The organism is Halomonas sp. CnH100-B (assembly GCF_024124605.1).
In the GTDB taxonomy this organism is placed as follows: Bacteria; Pseudomonadota; Gammaproteobacteria; order Pseudomonadales; family Halomonadaceae; genus Vreelandella.
In genome coordinates this window covers 713,504-740,468 of record NZ_JAMXRX010000001.1, presented here as the reverse complement: position 1 = coordinate 740,468, position 26,965 = coordinate 713,504, and the positions used below count along the sequence as shown (strand labels likewise).

At 58.0% G+C, this 26,965-nt stretch carries 22 protein-coding genes; 10 read left to right on the top strand and 12 right to left on the bottom strand.

The genetic code is table 11. The features are described 5' to 3' along the window. Positions 1 to 39: 39 nt before the first annotated feature. The 7 genes from NH398_RS03330 (at position 40) to NH398_RS03300 (ending at position 7,621) form a co-directional block, all read left to right on the top strand. A complete protein-coding gene (locus NH398_RS03330) occupies positions 40 to 1,191 on the top strand; it encodes an acyl-CoA dehydrogenase family protein (protein ID WP_253016466.1) in 1,152 nt (383 codons plus the stop codon). Then, on the top strand, positions 1,191 to 2,792 hold the full coding sequence (locus NH398_RS03325) for a class I adenylate-forming enzyme family protein (protein ID WP_253016464.1): 1,602 nt from the start codon (positions 1,191 to 1,193) through the stop codon (positions 2,790 to 2,792). Before NH398_RS03330 ends, NH398_RS03325 begins: the two co-directional genes overlap by 1 nt. Next, positions 2,789 to 3,259 carry a PaaI family thioesterase gene (locus NH398_RS03320; protein ID WP_253016462.1) on the top strand — a complete coding sequence of 157 codons (471 nt, stop codon included), beginning with the start codon at positions 2,789 to 2,791 and terminating at the stop codon, positions 3,257 to 3,259. The genes NH398_RS03325 and NH398_RS03320 overlap by 4 nt, the downstream gene beginning before the upstream one ends. Beyond that, a complete protein-coding gene (locus NH398_RS03315; protein WP_253016460.1) occupies positions 3,256 to 4,641 on the top strand; it encodes a hypothetical protein in 1,386 nt (461 codons plus the stop codon). Before NH398_RS03320 ends, NH398_RS03315 begins: the two co-directional genes overlap by 4 nt. Positions 4,642 to 4,766: 125 nt before the next feature. Next, positions 4,767 to 5,516: an electron transfer flavoprotein subunit beta/FixA family protein gene (locus NH398_RS03310; RefSeq protein ID WP_101147005.1), complete on the top strand. Its 750-nt coding sequence runs from the start codon at positions 4,767 to 4,769 to the stop codon at positions 5,514 to 5,516. Positions 5,517 to 5,530: 14 nt separating this feature from the next. Beyond that, on the top strand, positions 5,531 to 6,457 hold the full coding sequence (locus NH398_RS03305; protein WP_253016459.1) for an FAD-binding protein: 927 nt from the start codon (positions 5,531 to 5,533) through the stop codon (positions 6,455 to 6,457). 204 nt (positions 6,458 to 6,661) lie between these two features. Next, positions 6,662 to 7,621, top strand: a complete 960-nt coding sequence (locus NH398_RS03300; protein ID WP_253016457.1) for a nitronate monooxygenase family protein — start codon at positions 6,662 to 6,664, stop codon at positions 7,619 to 7,621. Here NH398_RS03300 and NH398_RS03295 read toward each other — a convergent pair. From NH398_RS03295 to sulP, 8 genes are all read right to left on the bottom strand, one after another. Continuing rightward, entirely contained in the window at positions 7,603 to 8,382 is a 780-nt protein-coding gene (locus NH398_RS03295; protein WP_253016455.1) for an enoyl-CoA hydratase-related protein, read from the bottom strand. The two genes, NH398_RS03300 and NH398_RS03295, sit on opposite strands and share 19 nt — an antisense overlap. Positions 8,383 to 8,392: 10 nt before the next feature. Then, on the bottom strand, positions 8,393 to 9,511 hold the full coding sequence (locus NH398_RS03290) for an acyl-CoA dehydrogenase (protein ID WP_253016453.1): 1,119 nt from the start codon (positions 9,509 to 9,511) through the stop codon (positions 8,393 to 8,395). 10 nt (positions 9,512 to 9,521) lie between these two features. After that, positions 9,522 to 10,715 carry an acyl-CoA dehydrogenase family protein gene (locus NH398_RS03285; protein WP_253016451.1) on the bottom strand — a complete coding sequence of 398 codons (1,194 nt, stop codon included), beginning with the start codon at positions 10,713 to 10,715 and terminating at the stop codon, positions 9,522 to 9,524. Beyond that, positions 10,712 to 12,160 (bottom strand): enoyl-CoA hydratase/isomerase family protein, encoded by a 1,449-nt coding sequence (locus NH398_RS03280; protein WP_253016449.1) that lies wholly within the window; start codon positions 12,158 to 12,160, stop codon positions 10,712 to 10,714. The genes NH398_RS03285 and NH398_RS03280 overlap by 4 nt, the downstream gene beginning before the upstream one ends. Positions 12,161 to 12,345: 185 nt before the next feature. Further along, the gene (locus NH398_RS03275; RefSeq protein WP_253016447.1) at positions 12,346 to 13,491 is read right to left on the bottom strand and encodes a TAXI family TRAP transporter solute-binding subunit; all 1,146 of its coding nucleotides are present in this window, start codon (positions 13,489 to 13,491) and stop codon (positions 12,346 to 12,348) included. 20 nt (positions 13,492 to 13,511) lie between these two features. Continuing rightward, positions 13,512 to 15,518: a TRAP transporter fused permease subunit gene (locus NH398_RS03270; protein ID WP_253016445.1), complete on the bottom strand. Its 2,007-nt coding sequence runs from the start codon at positions 15,516 to 15,518 to the stop codon at positions 13,512 to 13,514. A 49-nt stretch (positions 15,519 to 15,567) separates the two neighbouring features. Then, positions 15,568 to 16,728: a TAXI family TRAP transporter solute-binding subunit gene (locus NH398_RS03265; protein ID WP_253016443.1), complete on the bottom strand. Its 1,161-nt coding sequence runs from the start codon at positions 16,726 to 16,728 to the stop codon at positions 15,568 to 15,570. 235 nt (positions 16,729 to 16,963) lie between these two features. Further along, entirely contained in the window at positions 16,964 to 18,667 is a 1,704-nt protein-coding gene (gene sulP / locus NH398_RS03260; protein WP_253016441.1) for a sulfate permease, read from the bottom strand. Positions 18,668 to 18,904: 237 nt separating this feature from the next. Between sulP and NH398_RS03255 the strand changes: the two genes are divergently transcribed. Beyond that, entirely contained in the window at positions 18,905 to 20,545 is a 1,641-nt protein-coding gene (locus NH398_RS03255) for a methyl-accepting chemotaxis protein (protein ID WP_253016439.1), read from the top strand. On the opposite strand, the gene rarD is transcribed toward NH398_RS03255, so the two are convergent. Continuing rightward, complete coding sequence (gene rarD / locus NH398_RS03250; protein ID WP_159342071.1) at positions 20,519 to 21,424, bottom strand: EamA family transporter RarD; 906 nt, start codon at positions 21,422 to 21,424, stop codon at positions 20,519 to 20,521. The genes NH398_RS03255 and rarD overlap by 27 nt on opposite strands. A gap of 72 nt (positions 21,425 to 21,496) precedes the next feature. Between rarD and NH398_RS03245 the strand changes: the two genes are divergently transcribed. Both NH398_RS03245 and NH398_RS03240 read left to right on the top strand, forming a co-directional pair. After that, the gene (locus tag NH398_RS03245; protein ID WP_159342072.1) at positions 21,497 to 22,312 is read left to right on the top strand and encodes an amidohydrolase; all 816 of its coding nucleotides are present in this window, start codon (positions 21,497 to 21,499) and stop codon (positions 22,310 to 22,312) included. Continuing rightward, positions 22,312 to 23,016, top strand: coding sequence for a pseudouridine synthase (locus NH398_RS03240; protein ID WP_159342073.1), 705 nt, complete (start codon positions 22,312 to 22,314; stop codon positions 23,014 to 23,016). The genes NH398_RS03245 and NH398_RS03240 overlap by 1 nt, the downstream gene beginning before the upstream one ends. A gap of 157 nt (positions 23,017 to 23,173) precedes the next feature. On the opposite strand, the gene NH398_RS03235 is transcribed toward NH398_RS03240, so the two are convergent. The 3 genes from NH398_RS03235 to NH398_RS03225 are packed head-to-tail and all read right to left on the bottom strand — an operon-like array spanning position 23,174 to position 26,907. Next, positions 23,174 to 24,766 carry a dipeptide ABC transporter ATP-binding protein gene (locus NH398_RS03235; RefSeq protein WP_253016437.1) on the bottom strand — a complete coding sequence of 531 codons (1,593 nt, stop codon included), beginning with the start codon at positions 24,764 to 24,766 and terminating at the stop codon, positions 23,174 to 23,176. Continuing rightward, positions 24,759 to 25,832: an ABC transporter permease gene (locus tag NH398_RS03230; protein ID WP_253016435.1), complete on the bottom strand. Its 1,074-nt coding sequence runs from the start codon at positions 25,830 to 25,832 to the stop codon at positions 24,759 to 24,761. Before NH398_RS03230 ends, NH398_RS03235 begins: the two co-directional genes overlap by 8 nt. Position 25,833: 1 nt before the next feature. Next, complete coding sequence (locus NH398_RS03225) at positions 25,834 to 26,907, bottom strand: microcin C ABC transporter permease YejB (RefSeq protein WP_159342076.1); 1,074 nt, start codon at positions 26,905 to 26,907, stop codon at positions 25,834 to 25,836. Positions 26,908 to 26,965 lie beyond the last annotated feature (58 nt).

Below are 26,965 nucleotides of genomic sequence, written 5' to 3'. Positions count from 1 at the left end.
ACGCCAACCATAAAAATATCGTTGCTACCAGGAGCCGTTATGATCCGTGATCCCGAACTGCTGAATCAGTTGGTTGATACCATTGCCCGCTTTGTCCGGGAGCGTTTGATTCCCAATGAGGCACGGCTTGCCGAAGAGGATGCAGTGCCCGCCGAGATCCTGGTGGAAATGAAGGAGATGGGGCTGTTCGGGCTATCCATTCCTGAAGAGTACGGCGGCTTAGGGCTCACCATGGAAGAAGAAGCTCTGGTAGCCATGGAAATCGGCAAAACGTCTCCCGCGTTCCGCTCGGTATTCGGTACGAATAATGGTATCGGTGCCCAAGGCATTCTGATTGACGGCACTGAAGAGCAGAAAGCCAAATACGTGCCGCGCTTGGCCACCGGGGAAATTCTTAGTTCGTTCTGCCTGACCGAGCCGGACTCTGGCTCCGATGCCGCCAGCCTGCGCACCACCGCCGTGCGCGATGGCGACCACTACGTGTTAAACGGTACCAAGCGCTATATCACCAACGGCCCGGAAGCGGACCTGTTCACCGTGATGGCGCGTACCGACCCAGACAACAAAGGCGCTGGCGGTATCTCTGCCTTTATTGTTGAAGGCAATACGCCCGGTCTGATTCGCGGCCCGGCAGATAACAAGATGGGCCAGAAGGGCGCGCATACCTGCGATATCATTTTTGATAACTGCCGTGTACCGGCTGAAAACATCATTGGCGGCAAAGAGGGGCAAGGCTTTAAAACCGCCATGAAAGTGCTCGACCGTGGGCGACTGCATATTTCTGCGGTGTGTGTGGGCGTGGCCGAGCGTTTGGTCGAAGAGTCGCTGCGCTACACCATGGAGCGTAAGCAGTTTGGTGCGCCGCTGGCGGAGCATCAGCTGGTGCAGGCTATGCTGGCAGATAGCAAAACCGAAGCCTACGCAGGTAAAACCATGGTAATGGACGCTGCACGCCGCAAAGATGATGGCGAAAACGTCTCAACCCTAGCCTCCTGCTGCAAGCTGTTCTGTGCCGAGATGGTGGGTCGCGTCGCGGATCGCGCCGTGCAGGTGCACGGCGGTGCGGGCTATATGTCGGAATACGCCGTTGAGCGTTTCTACCGCGATGTGCGTTTGTTCCGCATTTACGAAGGGACGACGCAAATTCAGCAGCTGGTGATTGCCCGGAACATGGTGCGGGAGGCGTCCTAATGGCTCTGTCGGTCCCTTACCAAGCGCCAGATGAGAAGATCTTTGGCCGTCTGGCAAGCGAGCTTTTAGCAGAACTTCCCGAGCGTTTGAGCACCCGCGTGCTGGAAAATGCGAAACGCCTAGCGGATCACCCCGCGCTTGTGGATGGCAACGTTCGCTGGAGCTACGCCGAGCTGGGGCAAGAGATTCATGCCGCCTGCGAGTGGTTAGCTAATTTAGGCATACGGCCCGGCGACCGTATTATGACGGTCAGTGAAAACTGCCGTGCCCTGGTGGTACTGCTGTTGGCCGCCAGTGAAATGGATGTTTGGGTCGCGATTGTCAATTCGCGCCTCTCCGCTCAGGAAGTGGATTTAATTCAGGGCAACTGCCTGCCGCGCCGAGTGTTTTACACCTGCGAAGCCTCCCCAGAGGCGAGCCAGCACGCCGAGCGCCACGCGGCTGACCGCTATCAGCATCCGCAGCTCGGCGGCTTGGCGATTTCACCGCTATTTGAGAGCGAGCCAGAGCCTGTTCACGCCAGCGGTGCCGAGCAGGTGGCGGCGATGATCTACACCTCAGGCACCACCGGTACGCCGAAAGGCGTCATGCTGACCCATCGCGGTATTCTGTATATCGCTTCTATTTCCGGCGGCATGCGCCATCTGAGCGAAGGGCAGCGGGTGTATGGCGTGCTGCCGATGTCTCATGTGTTTGGCCTCTCATCAGTGTGTATGGGTTCGCTGTATAACGGCGCGTGCCTGTACACCGTGCCGCGTTTCGAGGCTGCTCAACTGTTGGCAACGTTGAAAGAGGAGCGTATTACGGTGCTCCAAGGTGTGCCTGCCATGTATGCTCGCGCCTTAGAGTATTTGAAGCGTGAGCAGCGCGTGCTGGAAGCGCCTGCGCTTATCTATATCTCCGCAGGCGGCTCGCCGCTGGATAGCGATACCAAAAAACGCGTGGAAGCTGCGTTTGGCCTAACGCTGCACAATGGCTACGGTCTCACCGAAGCCAGCCCGACGATTAGTCAAACCCGCATTGAAGACCGCCACCAGAGCAGCACCGTGGGCCGCGTGCTGCCGCTGTTGGAGTATCGGTTAGAGCCCTTAGGCAGCAGCGGCACGTCAGAAAAGGCAGGCGATGAGATCGGCGAGCTGTGGGTGCGTGGCCCTAATATCATGAAAGGTTACTTCCGCCAGCCGGACGCCACCCGCGCCACCTTAACGGAAGATGGCTGGCTCAATACCGGTGATATCGCCAAACTGGATCACGACGATCAGCTCTATATCGTGGGCCGCAGTAAAGAGCTGATTATTCGCTCGGGCTTCAACATCTACCCGCCGGATGTAGAAGCAGTGATTAATGAGCATCCTGCGGTGACCTTAACCGCAGTGGTTGGGCGGCAGGTGGCAGGCAATGAAGAGGTCGTGGCATTTGTGCAGTGCGAGCCGGGCGTTGAGGTTGATATGGCAGAACTCAAAGCCTTTATTGCCGAACGGCTTGCGCCTTATAAGCGTCCGACCCAAATTGTGCTGATGGATGCGCTGCCTTCCACTGCCAGCGGTAAGATTTTAAAAGGACGGCTACGCGACTTGGCCCAGCAGGAGAGCGCTTTATGAGCGAAACAGACGGCGCTGACGCCTCCATCACACCGCAGGCGCTGATGGGTTATCACGAATTGCTGGGCATGCAAGTGGTGGAGTGGGAAGAGGGGCGCGCGGTAGTGGAACTCACCATTGAACCCAAGCACCTTAACCGCAGCGGCAATGTGCATGGCGGTGTACTGGCTTCCATGCTGGACAGTGCCTTAAGCCTAGCGGGCCTGCACTGCGATGTGCCGGGGAATATTCGTCGTGGGATGACGCTGTCACTCACTACCACCTTTGTGGGGCCTGCTCGGCAAGGCGTGTTAAGGGCCACGGGCACGCTGCGTGGCGGCGGGCAAAAAACCTTCATGACCAGCGGTGAGATCGTGGATGAGCAGGGCAATCTCGTCGCTATGGGCGAAGGCTCTTTTCGTCGCCGTAGCGGCAGCGAATCGTCACAAGGCGTTCCCGACCCGCAGTTGAGGGAGCCTAGCGAGTGAGCACAGCCCGCCTGCGGGTTTCCTGTTTGCTACTGGTGACGCTTGCCACGCTGATTCATTTGGTGGGTGGCAGCGTGGCGTGGCAAGCCGCAGGCATTGTTGCGCTGCTGCTCTATTTGATGACCCTGAAAGGTCAACTCACCCGCATGGCCAAGGGGCTGCTGTGTGCCGCTGGCGTACTCACACTGCTCGCGCTGTGGAGCTCGCCTACGCCTGGGCAACTGCTGTTTGAGGCGAGTGGGCGTTTCGCGTTTTTTGCTACCTTTGTGGTGGCGCTGAGCATGTTGCGCCTACCTGCCTATCGCTCTTGTTTAGTGCGCCGCTGCGGGCAAAGCATGCTGCTTCAGCCGCCTAGCCGCCGCTACCCGATCTTATCCCTGGGCTCGGCGCTGTTTGGCATCATTCTGAACATTGGCGTGCTGAATCTGTTCGCCGCGATGATCGAAAAGAGCAATACCCTGAGTGCCGCCCAAGGGCGCGCCTGGGTGCGCGAGGCCCGTCAGCGGCGCATGATGCTGGCGCTGCTGCGCGGATTTTCGCTGGCACCGCTGATTTCGCCCATGGGTATTGGGGTAGCCGTGGTGCTCTCAAGCCTTCCTCAGGTCACCTGGCCACAGCTGGCACCCTATATTCTGGGGGCCGCCGCGCTGATTTTTATGGCGGGCTGGGCGGTGGACTATTTCACCGGCCCGCACCCACCTGCCAATAAAACCTATGTCACCCCGTCGCTGCGCCCGTTGGCGCAGTTTAGCGTTTTGCTAATCGGCATTGTGGCGCTGGTGTTTTCCATTGCGTGGCTGCTGGACTTACGACTACCCATTGCCGCGCTGCTGGGCGCGCCTACCGGGGCGCTTTTATGGCTGGCTTGGCAGCGTCGTAGGCTAGGCTATGGTGGATTGCCTGCCGCCATAACTGCGGTGCATCGTCAGCTACCTTGGTTGCTGTCTCCCAGCGCTAATGAAATCGTGGTGCTGGGGGCGGCAGGCTATTTGGGGCATGTATGCGTGGGCTTGGTGGATACTCAGCAGCTAGCACCGCTATTGGCGGTGCTAGACCCGCTGGGCACTTTGAATGCGGTGTTGGCCATGCTGATGGTGGTGGGGCTAGCGCAAATAGGCGTCAACCCGATTGTTACGGTGACGCTATTGGTGGGCTTGCTCCCCACGCTGGGCATTGAGGGGTTAACGCCTGAGCTGATTGGGGCATCGTTAATGGTAGGCTGGGCGCTGGCGCTGATGTCATCACCAATGACCGCTTCCATGCTGATTCTCTCGCGCTTTACCGGCGTACCCGCCACCCGCATCGGTTACCGCTGGAACGGGCGCTTTCTGATCGCGGCGATACCGCTGCTGGCGTTATGGTTTGGTTGGTCGCCTTTCTGAGGTGGGCTGTACAAGGAAACGCTTGACCTTTGGCAGGCGTTTTTTTATTGTTATTTTTATAAAGTGAAATATTATTTTGCTATGCGGAATGAAAAGCCGATGGTTCAATCGCTGGAGCATGCCTTATGAAAATCCTCGTCGCGGTGAAACGCGTCATCGACTACAACGTCAAAATCCGCGTCAAAGCGGATCATTCTGATGTGGACCTTACCAACGTCAAAATGGCCATGAACCCCTTCTGCGAAATTGCCGTGGAAGAGGCGGTGCGCCTGAAAGAGAAGGGCGTAGCCACCGAAGTCGTGGCCGTGACCGTGGGCCCCAAGGCCGCCCAAGAGCAGCTGCGCACCGCACTGGCGCTGGGGGCTGACCGCGCCATTCATATTGAAACCGACGAACGCGCCGAATCGCTGGCGGTGGCCAAACTTCTGGCCAAAGTGGTGGACGAAGAGCAGCCCGGCCTCGTCATCCTCGGCAAGCAGGCCATCGACACCGACAACAACCAGACCGGCCAGATGCTCGCCGCGCTGACCAATCTGCCGCAAGGCACCTTCGCCTCAGAAGTGGCGGTAGACGGCGACAAAGTTAATGTCACGCGTGAAATCGACGGCGGCCTGCAAACCGTCGCGCTGACACTCCCGGCCATCGTCACCACTGACCTGCGCCTCAACGAGCCGCGCTACGCCAAGCTACCGGACATCATGAAGGCCAAGAAAAAGCCGCTGGATGTCAAAACCCCCGCTGACTACGGCGTGGAAGTGGCCTCCAAGGTCACGCTGCTCAAAGTGGAATCCCCCGCCGAGCGCAAAGGCGGTATTAAAGTCGCCTCGGTGGACGAGCTGATCGACAAACTGAAAAACGAAGCCAAAGTGCTTTAAAAGGAGCTGATCTCATGAGCATTCTGGTACTTGCCGACCTTCATGAAGGTCAGTTGGCGGGCGCGACCGCTCACGTCGTGGCGGCGGCCCAGGCCATTGGTGGCGATATTGATGTGCTGGTCGCCGGTGAAGGCGTCCAGGCCGCCGCTGACGCGGCCGCCAAACTCGACGGCGTCAACAAAGTACGCGTCGCCGATAACGCCGTTTACGCCCATCAGCTGGCCGAGCCCATGGGCGCGCTGCTGGTGGAGCTGGCAGGTGATTACACCCACGTACTGGCCAGCGCTTCCACCACCGGTAAAAACGTCCTGCCGCGTCTGGCGGCTCTGAAAGACGTCAGCCAGCTGTCGGATGTGATTGGCGTCGAGAGCGCCGATACCTTCCTGCGCCCGATCTACGCCGGTAACGCCATCGCCACGGTCAAAAGTGACGACGCGCTGAAAGTCATTACCGTGCGCACCACCGCGTTCGATGCGGTGGGCCAGGGCGGCAGCGCAGCCGTGGAAGCGGTAGCGTTCGCCGCTGACAACAGCCAATCCAGCTTTGTCAAAGAAGAGCTGGCCCAGAGCGACCGTCCGGAACTCGGCGGTGCCAAGGTCGTCATCTCCGGTGGCCGTGGCATGGGTAACGGCGAGAACTTCAAGCTGCTGGACGGCATTGCAGACAAGCTGGGCGCGGCCATTGGCGCTTCCCGCGCGGCGGTAGACGCGGGCTTCGTACCCAACGACATGCAGGTGGGCCAGACCGGTAAGATCGTCGCGCCCGAGCTGTACATTGCCGTGGGTATCAGCGGCGCGATTCAGCACTTGGCGGGCATGAAAGACTCCAAGGTGATCGTCGCGATCAACAAAGACGACGAAGCGCCGATCTTCCAGGTGGCCGACTACGGCCTGGTCGGGGATCTGTTCGAGCTCCTGCCGGAGCTGGAAAGCAAGCTGTAAAAGCTTCTTGCATCCACGTCTTGGTCGGAATAACCCGTAGCGGGGGTCTTTCGCCATGGATGGCGAAAGTAGCGCCCATGGATGGGTTCACAGCGCCCCCGTGTAGGGTTGTTCCGACCACGCCACTGCAGTGTGACATCTTATTGAAAGGCCCTGTGGGGCCTTTTGCAGTATTGCTTCAAAATAATAACTAGCGAGTTTTCCATGGTAACCCAACTGACCTCCTCGATGACGCTGCCGGTTATCGGCTCTCCCATGTTTATCGTTTCTGGCCCTGAGCTGGTCATTGCCCAGTGCCAGGCGGGGATTATTGGCGCGTTTCCGGCGCTGAACGCCAGGCCTGCGGAAGTGCTTCGGGAGTGGCTGCAGCAGATTACCGAGACGCTGGTCGACTACAGCGCCCGGCACCCTCAGCAGCCCGCTGCACCGTTTGCGGTGAATCAGATCGTGCACCCCACCAATGACCACCTGGAGCATGATGTGGCGCTATGCGCTGAGTTCAAGGTGCCACTGATCATCACGAGCCTGCATGCGCCCAATCGGGTAGTCGAACAAGTGCACGCTTATGGCGGCCTGGTATTTCACGACGTGACCACGCTGAGGCACGCTAAAAAAGCCATCGATGCTGGGGTGGATGGGCTAATTTTGGTCTGCCATGGGGCAGGCGGCCATGCGGGGCGGCTCAACCCCTTCGCCTTTGTAGCGGAGGTCAGGCAGTTTTACGATGGCCCGCTGGTGCTGGCAGGGTCGATAACCAAAGGCGAGCAGATCGCTGCCGCTCAGGCGCTGGGCGTGGACATGGTGTATATGGGCACGCGCTTTATTGCCACCCAGGAGGCCAATGCTCAGCCAGCGTACAAGCAGATGGTACTGGAAGCTGCTGCGGGGGATATCGTCTATACCAATCTGTTTACCGGCGTGCACGGAAACTACCTGCGCCAAAGCATCGAGCTGGCCGGGCTTGACCCAGAGGCACTGCCAGAGGGCGACAAAAATGCCATGCGCTATGGGTCAGGCGGCAGCAGCAAGGCAAAAGCGTGGCGAGATATTTGGGGTGCCGGGCAGGGAGTGGGGGGCATTACCACACTGAACAGCGTGGCCGATGAAGTAGCCACGCTGCGCGACGATTACCAACAAGCGCTGGATCAGTTACGACGGCGCTGACGAAAAGCAGCCACGCGAGCATGAAAATCCTCGGTGGCCTTACACTCATCTTGCAGTGCGCCTTCAAGCGTTAGCGTGTCGTCAAGCGACAGGTTTGCCGCCTGCCGCATGGCCCGTTTTGTTGCTCCCAGCGCTTGAGAGGATTGAGCCACCAGGGCCTGTGCCAGCGCTCGTGCTTCCGCTAACACCTGATCATCTTCCACCGCCCGGTTAGCCAGGCCCAGCGCCACGCAGCGCTCGGCATCCATTGGGGTAGCCAGCGCTGCCATCTCAAAAGCTTGGGAGTGGCCAAGCTTGCGCACCAAATGCCAGCAAGCGCCGCCATCGGGAATCAAGCCAATATTGATAAAGGCCAGTTTTAGATAAGCCGAGCGGCCCATCACCACCATATCGCTGGCCAGCACATAGGACACACCAATCCCCGCGGCAGCGCCGCTCACCGCGGCGATTACGGGCTTTTCCATCGTCATCATACTGCGCAACGCGGGCAGAAACAGCGTTGCCAGTCGCTCGCTGGCAGGCTGGGTGGAGGCCTTTTCAAATTCTGCTAAATCGGCACCGGCGCAGAAGGCGCTACCTTCACCGCTGAGGATCACGCAGCGCACCTGCGGGTCAGCTGCCACAGTGGCTAATGCGTCATTGAGCGCCAGGGCCGTGGGCTCGTTGAGGGCATTGCGCACCGCAGGGCGCGCAATGGTCACTTCGGCGATACCGCCCTCGGTAGTCTCAACGCGTACAAGTGACGTTTCTTCACTATGCATGAGCTTCTCCTTAGGCGGCGTCAAGCTCTTCGCTCACCGTCTCAAGGTGATAGTCGCTGTCGCCCAGGTAGTGATCAAACATCACTAGATGTTTGGCGTAGTGGGCCACGTAGCACTCTTCGGTCATACCCATGCCGCCATGAAGCTGAATGGCTTGTTCCGCAATAAAGCGCGCAGACTCGCCGCAGTAGGCCTTGGCCGCGGCGATTTTATAGTCCCGCTCATCAGCAGGCAGCGAGAGGCTGGTGGCGGCGAGAATCGCCATAGAGCGCGACTGTTCTAGGTGAAGGTGCATATCCACCATGCGGTGCTGCAGTGACTGGAACGTGGCCAGCGGCAGGCCAAACTGCTTGCGCTCTTTTAAATAGGCGAGGGTTTGGTCGCAGGCAGTTTCCATCGCACCAATGGCCTCGGCACACAGCGCGGCGCGGCCCAGGGCCAGCACCTCTGCCAATGCGTCACCTGCGTCTTCGCTTAGGCAGTTCTCAAGTGGCAGTGCAACGCTGTTCAACGTTAGGTCACCGGCGGACTGGTCATCCATCGTGCGGTAGGTATGTGAGGTGACGCCTTGCGTATTGGCAGGGACGATAAACACGCCTAACTTGCCGTTAGGCAGTCGGGCGGTCACCAGCGTGGCGGCGGCACTGCCTGGGTTCATCACGACATCTTTGCGGCCGTTAAGCTGCCACTGGCCATCGTGTTGGCTCGCTTGGGTCGAAATATCGAACGCGTCATAGCGGGCGGTGTGTTCTTGCCAAGCCAAGGCGAGCTGGTGTTCACCTTCTAACAGCGGAGCCAGCCAGCGCTCTTGCTGTGCGGGGTTGGCGCATAGCGCAAGCAGCTGCCCGGGCATGACTAACCCAAACAGGTACGCTTCTGGCACTAAGCCGCGCCCCAACGCTTGCATAATAATCATTAAATCGGTGCCGTCGCCGCCTAGCCCGCCGACGTCTTCGCTAAACGGCATATGCAGCAGGCCCAGCTCGGCAAAAGTGCGCCATAGCGGGCTGGCCCCTTGGGCAGGCGCTTCAAGCATAGCGCGGCGCTGTTCGGGCGTTACCTGGTCGGCCACTAAGCGTGTCAGTGTCTCTTCGAGCATGCGCTGCTCGTCGGTGAGTGCAAAATCCATGGTGACCCCCTTACATACCTAAAATGGTTTTAGCGACGATGCTTTTTTGAATCTCGTTGGCACCGCCATAAATCGACAGCTTGCGACGATTAAAATACTGGGCGCTGGTGGCAGCGCCTTGGGCATATTCATCAGCCAGCGATTCATCACCATGGAGAAACTCGGGGAAGAACGGCAGGGCAGCAGGGCCAAGCGCACGGCGGGTAAGCTCGCTAATCTCTTGGCGCAGTTCAGAGCCGCGTACTTTTAGCAGCGAGCTTTCTGCCCCCGGCACCCCGCCATCTCGCGCTGCGGCAATCACGCGCAGGTTGGTCACTTCCAGTGCCATCAGCTCAAGCTCGGCTTTGACCACCCGCTGGCGAAAGCTGGGGAGCGATAAAAGCGGCTTGCCGCGATGCTGCATACGGGTTGCGAGGGACTTCAAATGGCGCAGCGCCTGCTTAGCGTGGCCAAGCCCGGCGATGCCGGTGCGCTCGTGGGTTAGCAGGAATTTGGCGCAGGTCCAGCCTTGGCCCTCTTCACCCACGCGGTTTTCTACCGGCACGCGCACATTATCGAGAAACACTTCGTTGACTTCATGAGTGCCGTCGAGGGTGATAATCGGCCGTACGGTAATGCCGGGGGTCTGCATATCAATCAGTAAAAAGCTGATGCCCGCCTGCTTTTTCGCGTGGGGGTCGGTACGCACCAAACAGAACATCATGTTGGCGTGCTGGCCCAGGGTGGTCCAGGTTTTCTGCCCGTTGACGATGTAGTGGTCGCCATCGAGCACGGCGCGGGTGGATAAGCCCGCCAAATCCGAGCCAGCACCCGGCTCGGAGTAGCCCTGGCACCACCAGTCCTGGTTATTAAGAATCCGCGGCAGGTAGTGCTGTTGCTGCTTCACACTGCCAAATTTCATGATCACTGGCGCGACCATGTTGACGCCAAAGGGCACCACCGTAGGGGCGTGGGCGGCGGCACACTCTTCATCGAAGATATGTCGCTGCACCGGGCCCCAGCCTGGACCGCCGTGCTCAACAGGCCAGTTGGCGGCAAGCCACCCTTGTTCGCTGAGAATATTCTGCCAGCGGATGTGGTCATCGGCGCGCAGATGCCGCCCAAGGCGCACGCGCTCACGGATGTCGCTCGGCAGTGCATCGGCTAAAAATCGGCGGACTTCCTCGCGGAATGCCTGCTCTTCGGGGCTAAACGTCAGGTTCATGAGTGTGCATCCTCGGAAGGCGTCTTTTTGTGAATCGATAAATGGGATGGCAGCGTGGCTTGGCGGTGCGGCCCGCCTAAATGGCGTGGGTAGCCCAACGCTTCCACTGCCAGCAGATCAATATCGCTCTCGCGGTAGCAGGCGCCTTGCTGCGCTAGCGTCAGGCTCGCCTGCTCCATGGCTGACTGAGCGTCGTTGTTGGGCGCTTGTGTTGCGGCGTTATAAAGCGTGCTCAATACGCTAGGCGACTTGCTAACCACCACGTTGGCTCGCAGCGCTTTGAGCGTTAAGGCTGCCCGCTGCTGGTCGGTCGCGCTGGCACTGTGATTCATCAATTCATGGAAGGGGCCGCGCTCGGCAAGCACTAGGCTGAGAGGCGATGTTGGGGCATTTGCGGTAAGTAACTGCAGCGTTACGGTGACCGCTTGAGAAGGGCAGGCGCTTGCGTCTTCGCCAGGGGCGAGCAGGCACAGCTCAGTGCTATCGTTTGGGGTATCGGTTAGCGTTATGTTGGCGCGCTGGGTGGCGCTATGAAGCGTCTCAAACAGCGGGTGCTCACCGATAAGGGCGATCTGCGCAAAGGGCTCAGCATTGTCTACGCCAGGGACGACATGGGGATTTCTAGCGGCAAAAAACAGGTGAATCAGCCCTGCGCGCTGGGGGGAGTCCATACAGGCAAGAAATAGCTCACGCTCGCGATGCAAACCCTCTTCCAGAGATGCGGCTTTGGTGCAGGCGTCAACGGCGTCCACAATGCGAAACGGAGAAAACAGTGCCGGTGCGCTGGATTCAAGCTGCTCTCGCATGGCAGCAAGGGCCTTGGGGTTGGCCTCTGGAGCGGGTAGCTGACCGGTGATGCGCGCCTGCTGTTGTCCCGCTAATACCTCTTTTGCCGCTGCCAAACCCGCTTCCAGCGGTGTTTGGGCATCGCTGATGGCATCGATAATGCCGATATCTTGCGCTTCAGCGGCGTCTACAAAGCGACCGCTGGTAATAATTTCTAGGGATCTTTCCACACCTACCAAACGGGGCAGCCGCTGAGTACCGCCTGCGCCGGGCAGTAAGCCAAGCTTCACTTCTGGTAAACCTACGCGAGTGCCTGCCAGCGCAACACGATAGTGGCAACCCAGCGCAACTTCCAAGCCGCCACCTAGCGCTGTGCCGTGTAGCGATGCGATAAGCGGTTTGTGGCAGGCTTCTAGCTGGGTAATGACATCCGGTAGCAGTGGCGCTTGGGGTGGCTTGCCAAATTCACGTATATCGGCACCCGCAATAAAGGTGCGCCCCTCTGCCATCACCACCAGTGCTTGGGCCTGCTGGTCGGCCAACCCCTCTTCAAGGGCGCTGAGCAAACCGCTACGCACCGCTTGGCTCAATGCGTTGACGGGCGGGTTAGCGATACTAATGACGCCGACCTCGCCATGTCGCTGGTAGTGAACACTCATAGTGGCTCCCGTATTTCGCTATATGAAATTTAAAGTTGTTATTCGGAATGAGTTGATCATGGCGAAAGACACCGTTGGAGTCAATAATGCAAAATAACGTTCCGCATTGCGGAATATAGTTGGCTAAACAAAAGGCCGCACAGTGGCGGCCTTAGGTAATGACTTCCGTCGTGATTGAAGCAACATCAGAAAACGGGGTTTAACCCAGCTTCTTGTAAGGCGACGCGCCGAGTTTCCATCCAGCCGTCGATAAATGCCGCTTCGTCTTCGGGGGCATCGGCTTGATAGGCTTCCCAGGTGTCCATTAGCAGCTGTTGCCGCTCCACCAGGGCGTTTTGGTGGGCGTCCATTTCATCGGTCCATACACCGCTTTCTTGGTAGTACGCCACCACAGCATCGTGGAAAGGTACTACCCAGGTCATGTTTTGATTCTCAAGGGCATAGCCGCTAGCCCCTGGGGCGTTATCTTTATAGTCGTCAAACGACTCCACTAGCGTGGTGATCAAGCCGGTGACAGTTTCAGGGGCTAAATCGGCGTTGCTCACTAGAATGGGGTAAGGGTAGCTGGCGCTGGCCAGCGGCTGTTCAGCGTTAATACCCGCGCCTGACGTCACATCGTGGGGCTGGAAGTAGGGCGCCAGTTCCAGCATCTGTGCCCAGCCTGCTTCATCGTCAGTGGGCAGTTCTGGCCACTGTAAGCCACGAGGGCTAGCCGCTAACCGCTGCGCCGCCGGTGTCACGGTGGTGGTAATAGCGGCATCGGCACGGCCGCTGATAATGCCGTCGAAGGCGGCGTTGTAGCCGGGGAAGTCGACTCGTTCAACGTCATCCCAGGTCAAACCTGCGAATGCTAGGTAGGCTTCAGCAGCTTTGTTCAGCGCATCGTCGCCGCGCAGGTAGGCTAGCCGTTTACCTTCCAGATCAGCGATGGAACCCATCTCTACGTCGCCTGCCACCGCCATGCCTATGCCAAAACTCGCCATGGAGGTTGAAATCACCCGAATAGGCTGCGGGCCCCAGTCCGGCCCGGCGAACATCATCACGCCTTCAGAGCCGTAGTAGCTGGCAATGCCGCAGGCGCAGAGATCCACGCGGCCAGTTTTCAGCGGCGTCATGCGCATGGTGTCGTTTTCACCTGGAATAACGCGGGACTGAGTGCCGTGCTCCTCTTGTAGCAGCTGACTGATGGCCATAATCTGCGCATGGCCACTGGTGCCGGTGCCATACGCGGTCCAATTCAGCGTGCTAGGCATGGCGCTAGCGCTTCCAGCCGCCAGCAGGCCTGCCGTTAAACTACCGAGTACGAGGGTGAGGTTTGTTTTTGTGCTCATAAATATCCTCGAAGGTGGTATTAAGCGTTGGCAGTGAGCGAACGCTGGTGATGGCGCTGGCTAAGGCGGGCAAGCACCACGGCGGGTAGCAGCGCCACGGCGGCTAAACCGATCAACTCCCACTGGCTTAGCGGTACCATGCCGCCGCCCGGTAGGGCGAGCAGTAGCCCCGCGATCAGTACTAGCGCGCGAATGACGATTTCCTGCAGCGCGCCGTAGCCCAATCGCCCAACACCCATTAGGTAGCCTTGCATGGCAGAGGCAAACAGAATGATGCCGATGACTGCTTGGATAAACACGGCAATGATCATCCATGGTTCGCCCTGCATGATCAGCGCAGGGTTCAGCACGAACAGGAAGGGGATAAAGTAAATCACGCTGCCTAGGCGCATGGCCTGCAGGCCGGTTTCCATCGGGCGTGCACCGGCCACGGTGGCGGCGGCAAAGGCACCCAGTGCCACGGGCGGCGTGATAAAGCTGAGCATGCCCCAGTAGAGAATGAACATGTGCACCGCCATGGGGTCCAGGCCGCCGCCTTGAATCAACGCAGGGGCGAGCGCCACCGCCAGGAAGATATAGGCCGCAGTGACCGTCATGCCAATGCCCAACACAAAGCTTGTTACCGCGCCCATAATCAGCAGTAGCGGCACGCTGCCGCCAGCGATATTGATAAAGTCGTTGGCAATGGTGCCGGAAAGGCCGGTCATGGAGAGCGCGCCCACCAGCATACCCACGCCCGCCAGAATGGCGATGAGTTCGGCGAACAGTTTGGCCGCTGACGAGAGCGTCTCGGTGACATCCTTCCAACCCCAGCGGTTCTGCTTAGAGAGTTGGTTGAGCACTAACAGCAGGGCGGTTGCATAGAACGGGGCAACCGCTTCGCGCTGCATGATCAGCAGCATCCATACCAGCAGGCCGAAGACGAAGATAAAGTACCAGCCCTCTTTCAGCGTTTGCTTAATCGACGGTAGCTCTATGGCGGGCAGGCCTTTGATGTCATTGCGCGCGGCATAGGCATCAATTTGAATGAACAGGCCAAGGAAATAGAGAATCGAGGGGATGACCGCTGCCAGCGCCACCGCTGAGTAGGGAATATCCAGGAACATGGCCATCACGAAGGCGGTGGCACCCATCACCGGGGGCATCAATACGCCACCAGTTGAGGCGCAGGCTTCCACACCGCCCGCAAACGAGCGGCTCATGCCAATGCGGCGCATGGCCGGAATCGAGAGCACCCCAGTGGTCAGCACGTTACTGATCACGCTGCCGCTCATGGAACCCATCAGGCCGCTGGAAAAAATCGACACCTTAGCCGGGCCGCCGCGTACATGGCCTAAAAGCGCAAAGGCTAAATTAATGAAGAATTTGCCACCGCCGCTTTTTTGCAGCACCACGCCAAACACCAGAAAGCCAATCACCAGGCCCGCAAACGCCTGTAGCGGAACCCCCATGATGCTTTCGGTGCTCATGGTGTGGTACATCGCCGTTTCAGGCAGGCTAGAGGGGAATGCCTGGATGGGGCCAGGAACGATATCGGCTACTAAGGGGTAGAGAGAGAACACCCCGGCAATGATGGCAATCGGCAAACCGCCGGCTCGGCGGGCGGCTTCGATAATCAATAACCAGTAGGCATAGCTGAAATAAATGGCGATATCCGGAGCTGCAAACGCCCAGCCGCGCTCCAGAATGGGAACAGCGTTATACACAAAGTAGCCACCCACGATCAGCGTGACAGCGCTAAGCAGGTAGTCATACCAGGGAATGGATTGCTCCTGTTGGCTGCTGCGCATGGGCCATAGCAGAAACACGAGCGGCAGTAGCAGTGCCACCACTGCGTAGTAAAACTGAGTTTCCAGCCCGGTCACGAACGTGAGCAAGCCCCAGTTAAACAGGTAGTCCAGCGTCATCATCATGAGTAATACGGTGACGGTGGCAGGCACCCAACGAAGCGCCAGAGGCAGCTCGCGGATTTGGCTGATTTTTTCTTTAACCTGCGGCGTGCTGGCAGGTGTGGTATCGGTGGTCATAGGGCGTTCCATCAATCAGCAGGGGCGGCGAGCGCCGCCCCGTGGCGAGTTACTCGAAGATCGGCTCGAACCCAGCATCGGTGAGCGCCGTGGCGCGGGCGGCCATCCAGTCAGTAGTAAACGTATCGGCATCGCTGGGTGCGTCTTGCATAAACTGCTCCCAGGCCTGCATTAATACGTTTTGACGCTCAACGAGTTGGTCTTGGTGGGCCTGCATCTCATCGGTCCACACGTCGATCTCTTTGTAGTACTCCACCACTGCGTCGTGGAATGGGATTACCCACTGTAGATCCTGGTACTCCAGCGCGTAGCCCACTGCACCCGGCGCGTTATCTTTGTAGTCGTCGTAGTTTTCCTGCATCGCTTTGATTAAACCGTAAGCGACATTGTCATCAAGGTCTTGATTCGCCACCACAATGGGGTAGGGATAGCTGGCGCTGGGTACCGGGTTGTCGGCGCTAATGCCGCCTGCACCGGCGGTGACTTCATGGGGGCGGAAGTAAGGTGCCACCGCCGCCATGCGTTCCCAGCCAGCTTCATCGTTAGGGTCAAGCACCGGCCAGCTAACGCCCCTAGGGCTGCTCGCGAGCTGCTGAGCGGGCGGCGTAACGGTGGTAGTGAACGAGGCGTCCACATCGCCAGCAATAATACCGTCGAAAGAGCGGGCATAGCCGGGGTAATCAACGCGTTCAACGTCATCCCAGGTTAGGCCGCCGAAGGCAAGGTACGCCTCAGTGCCTTTGTTAAGGGCATCGTCACCGCGAATATAAGCAATGCGTTTGCCTGCTAAATCGGCGGGGGTTTCAACGTCCAAATCCCCCGCCACGGCCAGTGACAGGCCAAACGACGCGGTAGAGGTGGTAATCACGCGCAGCGGCTGCGGGCCCCAATCGCGGTCGGCAAACATCATGACCCCTTCGGCGCCGTAGTAGCTGGCGATACCGCAGGCGCACAGGTCAACACGACCCTGTTTGAGGGGCGTCATACGGGAGACATCGTTATCGCCAGGCAGAATGCGCACAGAAGAGTCGTACTTGTTCTGTAGCATATTGCCAATGGCAACGGCCTGGGCGTAGCCGCTGGAGTTGGTGCCGTAGGCGGTCCAGGCCATAGTGCTGGGGAGTTCTACTTCGTTGGCGTGGCTGACCGCCACTCCTAACAACGAGAGCGGGAGGGCAGCGATGAACAGGCGGTGAGCAAACGGACGCATTGAAATGCTCCTTTATTGTGGTTGCTTCTATTGTGATTGTTGCTTTTGGGCTCGTTACGTTCAGTTACTTTATGTTTTGCTATGCGGTATTTAGTTTTGCTAAGTGGTCGAGTGATAGTAGGTAAGGCCAGAGAGGCTGTCAACGCTGTTCTCATAGGCGGCTATAAATAGTCCTTAGCACAACGTAAAAAGCCAGGCGGTTGCCTGGCTTTTCAATAAGTTATGATTCTTAAAGCTAAGAAAATTCGCGCCATGCAGCGTAGGTGCTTAAAAATACCCGGCCGGTTAAAGCATCCAAGAAGTCACTTTTTTTCAACTGATCCATCACCGGGCCTTTCACCTCTGATAAGTGCAGTTTGACGTCGGAATCCTTCAAGCGAGCATTGATGGCATCCAGACTCTCCAAGGCTGAGGCGTCAATCAGGTTGACCGCTGAACAGATCAGCACGACATGCTCAAGCTCTGGGCGGCTGGCCACCAAGTTGTAGACGGTGTCTTCGAGATAACGGGCATTGGCGAAGTAGAGGCTCTCATCGATGCGCAGTAGGGCTGCGTTGCTTACCGTCTCCACATCGTGGCGCTCTATGTTGCGAAAGTGCTCGGTATCCGGCACCCGGCCCACTAACGCGCTGTGGGGGCGGCTGGTGCGGTACAAAAAGAGCGCAATGGAGAGCGTCACCCCGCCGATAATGCCTGCTTCGATCCCTTCCACCAGCGTCAATAGAATGGTGACCGCCATGGCGGCAAAGTCGCTGCGGGAGTAGCGCCAGGTTTGGCGCAGCATGGGGATATCCACCAGGGTCAAAATAGACACCGTGATGGTGGCGGCAAGCGTCGCGATGGGCAGATAGTAGAGCCAGCCGGTAAATGCCATGGTCACAAGTGCAATGCCGAGCGCGGCAAAGGCCCCAGCAGCAGGCGTTTGCGCGCCCGCATCGTAGTTGATGACGGTGCGGGATAAGCCGCCTGTAACAGGCATGCCGCTGGTAAATCCTGCCGCTAAGTTGGCGGCTCCTAAGCCAATCAGCTCCTGGTTGGGAGAGATGCGCTGGCGCCGTTTTGCCGCCAGCATCTGCCCCATAGAGACCGATTCCACGAAGCCTACCAAACTGATCAGCATGGCGGGGATAAGGAGTGCCCGCCAAAGTGATACGTCGCTCCAAGGAAAGCTCAAGGCGGGCAGGCCACTGGGAATGGTGCCAACGACGGCTACACCCTCGTTGTAGGCGAGCTGCCAATACCACGTGGCCAGGGTGGTGATGATCACGGCAAACACCGGGCCTGCTTTGGTGATTAAATCAGCGAGTGTGGCGGGGAGGCCAAGTTTGATGAGGCTCTTCTTGCCGAAGCGGCGCATCAGCACCAGAAAGAGCAACGTTCCTCCACCGATGGCCATGGTGTACAGGTTGTAGGTAGATAGGTTGGGTAGCAGCGTCATCAAGCGTTCGAGCAACGTAAAACCGCTGCTGGCGACGCCTAACAGGCTGCCCAGCTGGCTGACGGCAATCAATATGCCTGACGCGGTCAAAAAACCGGATATGACCGGATGACTCAAAAAGTTGCTAAAAAAGCCCATCTTCATCGCGCCCATGGCAACCAACAGGGCACCGGAGAGCAATGAAAGCACAAGGGCCGCCTGGAGATATTCGGGCGAGCCCGGAGTGGCCACCGAAGAGAGGGCTGCCCCAGTCATCAGTGCGATGATGGCGACGGGCCCCACGGCCAAGGTTCTGCTGGTGCCCATCAAGGTGTAGAGCAATTGCGGCAAAATGCTGGCATACAGCCCCACTACCGCTGGCAGGCCTGCCAGTAGGGCGTAAGCCAGTGACTGCGGTATGACCATGACGGTCACGATCAGCCCCGCCAGAAGATCGGCTCCCAGCAAACGCTTGTGGTAATGAGGTAGCCAATTGAAGATGGGCAAATAGCGTTTGAACATAAGCTCCTAGGCGTTCGCCACGTCAGTATGAAAGCAACAGCAAAAACGAAGGCAGATAGTTTAGCGCGTTATGTCCTCAATAACGGCATGGTTGGGTTATTTCCCCGTACTGCGCTCTTCCCCCAAAGTGCTACTTATTTCATTAGCATAAACCGTTAAGCTGACTGAGAAAGTGGGAATCTCCCCTATCGCATCGTCTTACGACTCAACAACGTCAATTACAAAAGAGTGCACCACATGCGACTACTTCGTTGGCTAGTGCCACTGCTCTTGATCATTACGGCGACTTGGCTGGTATCGCTTCCTGGACCATGGCCTTATGCGGCGATGGTATGCGCTTTGTTGGCAGGAATGACGGCTGTCGTAAGTGCCCTCTATGGCATTTATAACGCGGGTCAGCAACAGTTGGAACGCACTGCGCTATTCAAACCCCTGCGTGATTATGGGTCCCTTCGGGCCATGGCGTACCGACTGATGAAGCGTGCCAGCAGTACCGCCATCGCCTCGGCAGAAGTGTCGCACTACGCCGACCTGATGGCTCAGCGATTGGGCAAGCAGGAGAGCATGGCGAGCGAGGCGTCCTCAAGTATGAGCGCGATCAACACCGCCATCGTGCAGGTCAGCGCCAGCGCCTCTCAAGTGGCTGCACTGGCTGAAAGCGCTCGTCAAGCTAGCCACCACAATCATGACGAGCTGACGGATATCATTCAGGACATGACCGACGTGGCCGAACGCTCCAGCCAAGCATTGGAGATGCTGACGGCGCTCAACGATAAAATCGAGCGGGTGCGGAGTGTCACCTCGATGATCGAAGACATCGCAGAGCAAACCCACCTGCTCTCCTTGAACGCCTCCATTGAAGCGGCGCGCGCTGGCGAACACGGGCGTGGGTTTGCCGTGGTGGCGGGGGAGGTTCGTAACTTAGCGATGAAAACCTCTACCGCTACTCAGAGCGTCGATGATCTAGTGAAAGACATGCATCAAAGCGGGCAAAGCGTGGTGGTCACGATGAACGATCTGATGACCCGCGTGCGAGAGCGCTCTCAAGGTATGCAGCGTGTCGGCAGCAGCCTAGCGACGATCACGGAAGAGTTCGATCAAGTCGAGCAAGAGATTACCAGCGTGGCGGAGGCCATGAGCAGCACGAAGGCGCACAGCCAGACCGTCGCCGACAGCCTACGGCAGTTGGAAGAGGACGTGGACGAAGGTAATCGCAATATGCACGAGCTGGCCCTGCAAGCGCGGGCGCTGATGGATGCTGCCGAAGGCGTCGATGGCGAATTGGCACAGCAGCGATTGCTGGGGCGGCACCAAACGGTATTCATGGCCGCCCGCCGTACGGCCGACCGCATTGGCAAGCTGTTCGAAACGGCCATTGCGCAAGGCACATTATCAGAAGCGGCGCTGTTTCAACCCGACTACGCTGCCATCAGTGGCACCCGTCCGCCGCTGTACCATACCGGCTTCGACCGTTTCACCGACCAACAGCTGCCCACGCTACAAGAGCCGCTGCTTAGCGAGCATGGTTTGAGCTATGCGATTGCCTGCGACCGCAACGGATACGTGCCGACTCACAACGCTGCAGTGAGCCGCGAACCCACCGGCGACTACGACCACGACCTTAAGTATTGTCGTAGCAAACGAATTTTCGACGACCCGACTGGCAGTCGCTGCGGTGCGCATGAGAAGCCACTGTTACTACAAACGTACAAACGCGATACCGGAGAGATCATGCATGACCTCTCTGTGCCCATCTATGTCAACGGCAAACACTGGGGCGGCTTTCGAGTGGGGTATCAGCCCGACAAAGAGACCGCCAAGCCGGTGAGCGAGGAGCCAGCACTGCCAGCGTCAAACGGCCGCTTGGCGAGGGCGTGACTGCCAGGATGACCAAGAGTAGAGTGCCAGTCCTGTCCAAATCATTACAAAAGTGGCGAGTTGAATCAGGCCCAGCGGCTCACCAAAGATCGTCAGTGCAATCAAAAATTGAATGCTGGGGTTGATGTACATCAAGAATCCCAGCGTTGCTAAACGTAGACGGCGGGCCGCGCCTGCAAAGGCCATGAGGGGCAGGGCGGTCAGAACGCCACTCACGACGAGAAGCGCAGACATAGGGACATCGTGCAAGAAGTGCGATGTTCCCTGCCAACTCATCCACGTTAACGCGACCAAGGCCAGAGGAAAAAGCAGCAGCGTTTCCACAAAGAGTCCGGATAAGCCATCCAGCGGAACCTGCTTGCGAAACAAGCCGTAGCTACCAAAGCTCAACGCGAGCAGCAGACTGATCCATGGTAATTCCCCCAGCATGACGAACTGAATGGCAATCGCTAGGCTGGCAAGGCCCAGGGCCACCAACTGCAATTTAGCCATCACCTCTCGCAGTACTAACATGCCGAGTGCGACATTCACCAACGGTGTGAGAAAGTAGCCTAAACTGGCTTGCAGTACCTGCTTACTCTCCACTGCGTAAATATAGATACCCCAGTTGAAGGCGATCAACAACGCACAGGCCAGCACCCGTCCCAGGCGCTTGGGTTCGATCAATGCCGCTACCACCGGCGGCCAGCGGCGCAGAACACTGATCAATCCGACCAGAAATAGGCATGACCATAAAATCCGATGAATCAAGATTTCGAGCGCAGGAATCCCATCGAAGAGAGCAAAAAAGAGCGGAAAACACCCCCACATGGTGTAGGCCGTCAAGCCGAACATAACGCCTTTGACCGCTTCAGGGTCTCGTGGAGCGGATGGAAGCATAGCAGCCTCATTAAGTAAAAATGCTAATCTAGCACACAATTTACAAACACACCGATGCAAAGGAGACGCGGCATGAGCCAATTGAAAACCAGCCTAGTGCAGTGCGATTTACGCTGGGAGGATCCGCAAGCCAACCACACACATTTAGAGGCGCTGCTCGGTGAACTGGATAGCCGTGATACGGACGTGATCGTGCTGCCCGAGATGTTCGCCACTGGCTTTACGATGAACTCCAGAGAAATGGCGCAGCCCATGGCGGACAGCCAGAGCGTGGCTTGGCTGCAGGCTCAAGCGAAGGCAAGAGGATGCGTCATGACTGGCAGCGTCGCCGTTGTGGATGATGGCCAATATTTCAACCGTATGGTGTGGGCAACTCCCACTGGGAATGTAAGCTACTACGACAAGCGCCATCTGTTCCGCATGGCTGGTGAGCACGAACGCTATGGCATGGGCAAGCAGCGTCACATCGTCGAACTCAACGGATTCAAGCTTCAGTTAAGTGTGTGTTATGACCTGCGTTTTCCCGTTTGGATGCGCCAGCAGCCAGCAGAAGGAGAGCATTTCGAGTATGATGCCATCTTGTGCGTGGCTAATTGGCCCGCTCCTCGGCGGCATCCGTGGCGTACGTTGCTACAGGCGCGCGCGGTGGAAAACCTCGCTTACGTGGTGGGCGTTAACCGCGTGGGTGAAGATGCCAAGGGGCTGGCCTATAGCGGCGACTCCATGCTGGTCGATTTCAAAGGGGAACCGCTGATCGACCATCCCGCCCATACTCCGTTTATTGAAACGGGGACGTTAGATAAAACGGAACTCGATGCCTTTCGTGACAAATTTCCTGCCTGGCAAGATGCCGACCGCTTTTCGTTGCTGCCAGGAGTGGGGCAATAATGCGCCTTGATCGTTTTCTAAGTGAAACCACGCCGTTAACCCGCAGCCTAGCAAAACGTGCGCTTAAAAACGGAGAAGTGACGCTCAACGGTGAGCCTATCAAACAGGCGGCCACCCAGGTAGATACCGGGAATGACGAAGTGAAACTCAATGGCGAACGGCTCGCCTTAGTGGGACTTCGCTACGTGATGATGCATAAACCGGTAGACGTGGAGTGTACTGCTCGTCGGGGGCTCTACCCACGAGTCATTGACATTATCGACTTACCGAAAGTGGAGCGGCTGCAGCCCGTAGGGCGTTTAGATGTGGATACTACCGGCCTGTTACTACTGACCGATGACGGCCAGTGGTCTCACCGAGTGACCTCGCCACGCCACCGCTGTGCCAAAGTCTACATAGCGGAGTTGGCCGAGCCGATGGAAGGTGAGGCCGCACAGTGGGCGGTAGATCAAGTCGCGCAAGGCATACTCTTGGACGGTGAAGAAACGCCGACACAGCCTGCCACGCTGCGATTTGTGACCCCACAGCAGGCAGAGCTGACCATTACGGAAGGGCGTTACCATCAGGTGAAACGCATGTTCGCTGCTTTAGGCAACCACGTGAATGCGTTGCACCGCCGCTCGATTGGCGATGTGGTACTGCCTGATGATTTGGCCCCAGGTGAGTGGCGGGAGCTGACGGCAGAAGAGATAGCCAGCTTTTAAGCGCTGATGACCCTCAATACGCCGCCATGGACGCTATATCCATGGCGGCGTTTTTGTAGCGAAGTAGGCCATAATTTTATACCGTTATCTTATATTTATCACTTCCGATTTGCCCACCCGAGTCATTGATCCAATCGAAAGTAAGTGAGGCAGAAACCTAGTGCAGATGTGCGGCTTCGATCAGCGCTTTAGTGTAGGCATGCTGGGGAGCGACGAGCACTTCAAGGCAGTTGCCTTGCTCTACCACGTCGCCATCTTTGAGCACCATGATGCGGTGAGCCATGGCGCGCACAACGGCAAGATCGTGGCTGATAAACAGATAGCTAAGCTGGCGGCGTGCCTGTAGCTCTCGCAGCAAGATCACCAACTGCTTTTGCACGGTGCGGTCAAGGGCAGAGGTGGGCTCATCAAGTACCAGCAGCTCTGGCTCCAAAATAATTGCCCGCGCCACGGCAATGCGCTGGCGCTGTCCGCCAGAAAACTCGTGGGGGTAGCGAGCCACGCAGCTCTCCGGTAAGCCTACTTCGCGCAGGGTGCGGTGTACGCGTTCAGCGATGTCTGTCTCGTCTAAAGCGGGGAAGTGAAAGCGTAGCCCCTCACTGACGATATCGAACACCGGCATACGCGGCGAGAGAGCGCCATAAGGGTCCTGAAACACCATTTGAAAACGGTGGCGCTGACGTCGAAGCGCATCGCCAGAGAGCTGACTCAATGGCGTATCGCCCAGCTGCGCGTCGCCCTGGCTTGCCACCAAACGCATGATGGCGGAGGCAAGGGTCGTTTTGCCGGACCCGGACTCTCCGACGATGCCTAGCGTTTCACCCGGTGCAATGGTCAGATCAGTGGCCTTCAACGCGTCAAAGGCAGGCGGTTGACGTTGAAACAGTCGCGTTTTGGGCCGTGGGAAGCTCACGCGAAGCTGCCGTGTGGTCAACAAGGGCATCGTATTCGCAGGTTCTGCGGGTCGGCCTTCGGGCTCGGCGGCAATCAGCGCTTTGGTGTAGTCGCTTTGTGGCTGGCTGAACACCTGGGCAACGCTGCCGACTTCCTGCACCTTGCCTTGGTACATCACGCAGACACGGTCGGCATGGCGGCGGACGAGATTCAGGTCGTGGCTGATCAGCAGTACCCCCATGCCATGGTGGTCGCGCAGCTCTTTCAAGAGCGCAAGAATGTCTTGCTGCACGGTGACATCAAGTGCCGTGGTAGGCTCATCGGCAATCAATAGGGCGGGGTTGTTGGCAATGGCCATGGCGATCATCACTCGCTGGCGCTGACCGCCAGACAGTTGATGGGGCCATGCATCCAGCAACTCCTCGGAGCGAGGGAGTTTGACTTGTTCCAAAAGCGTTTTGGCTCTCTGCCGCGCCGCTTGCCCGGTCAAGCCTTGATGCAATCGAAGAGTTTCGCCAATTTGTTTGCCGATGCGATGCAGCGGGTTGAGCGATGTCATGGGCTCTTGAAAAATGAAGCCCACCCGGTTGCCGCGAATGCCGTTCCAATCACGTTTGCCCAGCGTGGAGAGGTCGCGACCTTCCAGCCAGCGTTGGCCGCGCACCTGTGCATTGCTGGGCAATAGATCGATGGCCCCCAGCGCAGAAACCGATTTGCCCGAGCCAGATTCTCCTACGATGGCCAGCGTTTCACCCGCCCTCACTGAGAGCGATAGGCGGTCTACGACGGTTTTGCCGTCGAAGGCCACCGTTAGCTCATCGAGCTGGAGGAGCGGTTTGGCAGTGGAGTCAGACATGGGTGGCTTCCTGGGCAGTGGTAGAGCGCTGCTTGACGTGGCGCGGGTCGAAGGCGTCGCGTAGTCCTTCGCCGATGAATACCAGCAGAGACAGCATGATGGCCAAGGTCATGAAAGCGGTAATCCCCAACCAAGGAGCATGCAGGTTATTCTTGCCTTGAGCCGCTAGCTCGCCTAGCGACGGTGACCCCGGTGGCAGGCCGAAGCCTAGAAAGTCCAGCGCCGTCAGGGTGCCAATCGCGCCGGTAAAAATGAACGGAATGAACGTCAATGTGGCCACCATGGCGTTGGGTAACACGTGTCGCCACATGATCAATCGAGAGGGCAGGCCCATGGCTTTGGCGGCGCGAACGTACTCCAAGTTACGGGCGCGCAGAAATTCGGCGCGCACGATATCCACGAGCCCCAGCCAGGAAAAGAGCAGCATGATGCCTAACAACCACCAAAAGCCCGGCTGCACGAAGCTCGCCAGAATGATCAACAAAAACAGTACCGGCAGGCCAGACCATATTTCGGTGATCCGCTGGCCGATCAAGTCAACTTTGCCGCCAAAATAGCCCTGCACACCTCCCGCGAAGACACCAATCACCAACGATCCTGCCGTCAATACCAATGCAAACGCGACGGAAAGTCTGAAACCATAGATCACTCGGGCTAGCACGTCGCGGCCTTGATCATCGGTACCCAGCCAGTGGCGATGGTCGGGCGGCGCTGGTGAAGGCCGCGTCATCTGCATGTCTAAGGTTTGATAAGAGAACGGAATGATGGGCCACAGTGCCCAGCCGTGTTCGCTAATTTGCTGCTGAATGAAGGGGTCCAGGTAATCGGTGCGGGTCGGTAGAAAGCCGCCAAACTCCGTTTCTGGATACTCCACTAACAGCGGCACGTACCACTGGCCATCATACTGCATGACGATAGGTTTATCGTTGGCAATCAGCTCGGCAAAGAGGCTAACGAGAAACAAAACGCCGAACAGCCACAAAGAGACGCGAGCGCGGCGATTGTCTCGAAACGCGGCGAGGCGGCGCCGCGTGATGGGCGAAAGGCGTGAAGTGATCGCGTGCATATCAAGACTCCCTCGACGCAAAATCGATACGTGGGTCGACCCAGACGTAGGTCAAATCCGATACCAGCTTGAGCAAAAGGCCGATCACGGTGTAGAGGAAGAGCGTGCCGAAAATGACCGGATAGTCGCGTTGCATGACTGCTTCAAAGCCCAGCAGGCCCAGGCCATCCAGTGAGAAAATCACCTCGATCAGCAGCGCGCCGGTGAAGAAAATACCAATCATGGCAGAAGGCAGCCCCGCGATGATGATCAGCATGGCGTTGCGGAACACGTGGCCGTATAACACGCGCTGCTCATCGGCGCCCTTGGCGCGGGCGGTCAGCACATACTGTTTGTGTATTTCGTCAAGAAAGCTGTTTTTGGTTAGCATCGTCAGCGTGGCAAAGCTGCCAATCGAGGCCGCGATGACGGGAAGGGTGATATGCCAAAAGTAGTCCTTTACCTTTCCCCAGGTAGAGAGCTCGGCAAAGTCGGGCGAGGTCAGCCCGCGCAGCGGGAACCAGTCCAAGTAGGTGCCCCCGGCAAATAGGACGATCAGTAGAATGGCGAATAGGAAGCCGGGGATGGCGTAGCCCACGATCACCAGTCCAGATGTCCAGACGTCGAACCGTGAGCCGTGGCGCAGGGCTTTGCGGATGCCCAAAGGAATGGAAATCAGATAGACCAGTAAGGTGGTCCACAGGCCGAGAGAAACCGAGACGGGCAGACGCTCGATCATGAGCTCGATCACCGGTCTATCACGAAAGAAGCTGGTGCCAAAATCGAAGGTTAGGTAGTCAGCCATCATACCGATGAAGCGTTCGTGGGCGGGTTTATCGAAACCAAACTGCTGCTCTAGCTGCTCGATGAAGCGTGGATCGATGCCCCGTGCGCCTCGCGAGTCATCATTGACCTGGACATCCGCACCGCCCATGTCCAGCCGCGTGCTGGCCATGGCGTTGGCACCTTCGAAGCGCGCCAGCATTTGATCGATCGGCCCGCCTGGGGCGGCTTGGACAATCATGAAGTTGAGCAGCATGATGCCGAGCAGCGTCGGAATCATCAGTAGCAGTCGGCGTAAGGTGTAACGTGCCACAGCGCACTCCACGAAAGGATGACAACGAGCAGTGGTTGTCAGTAATGGTTGTCAGCGA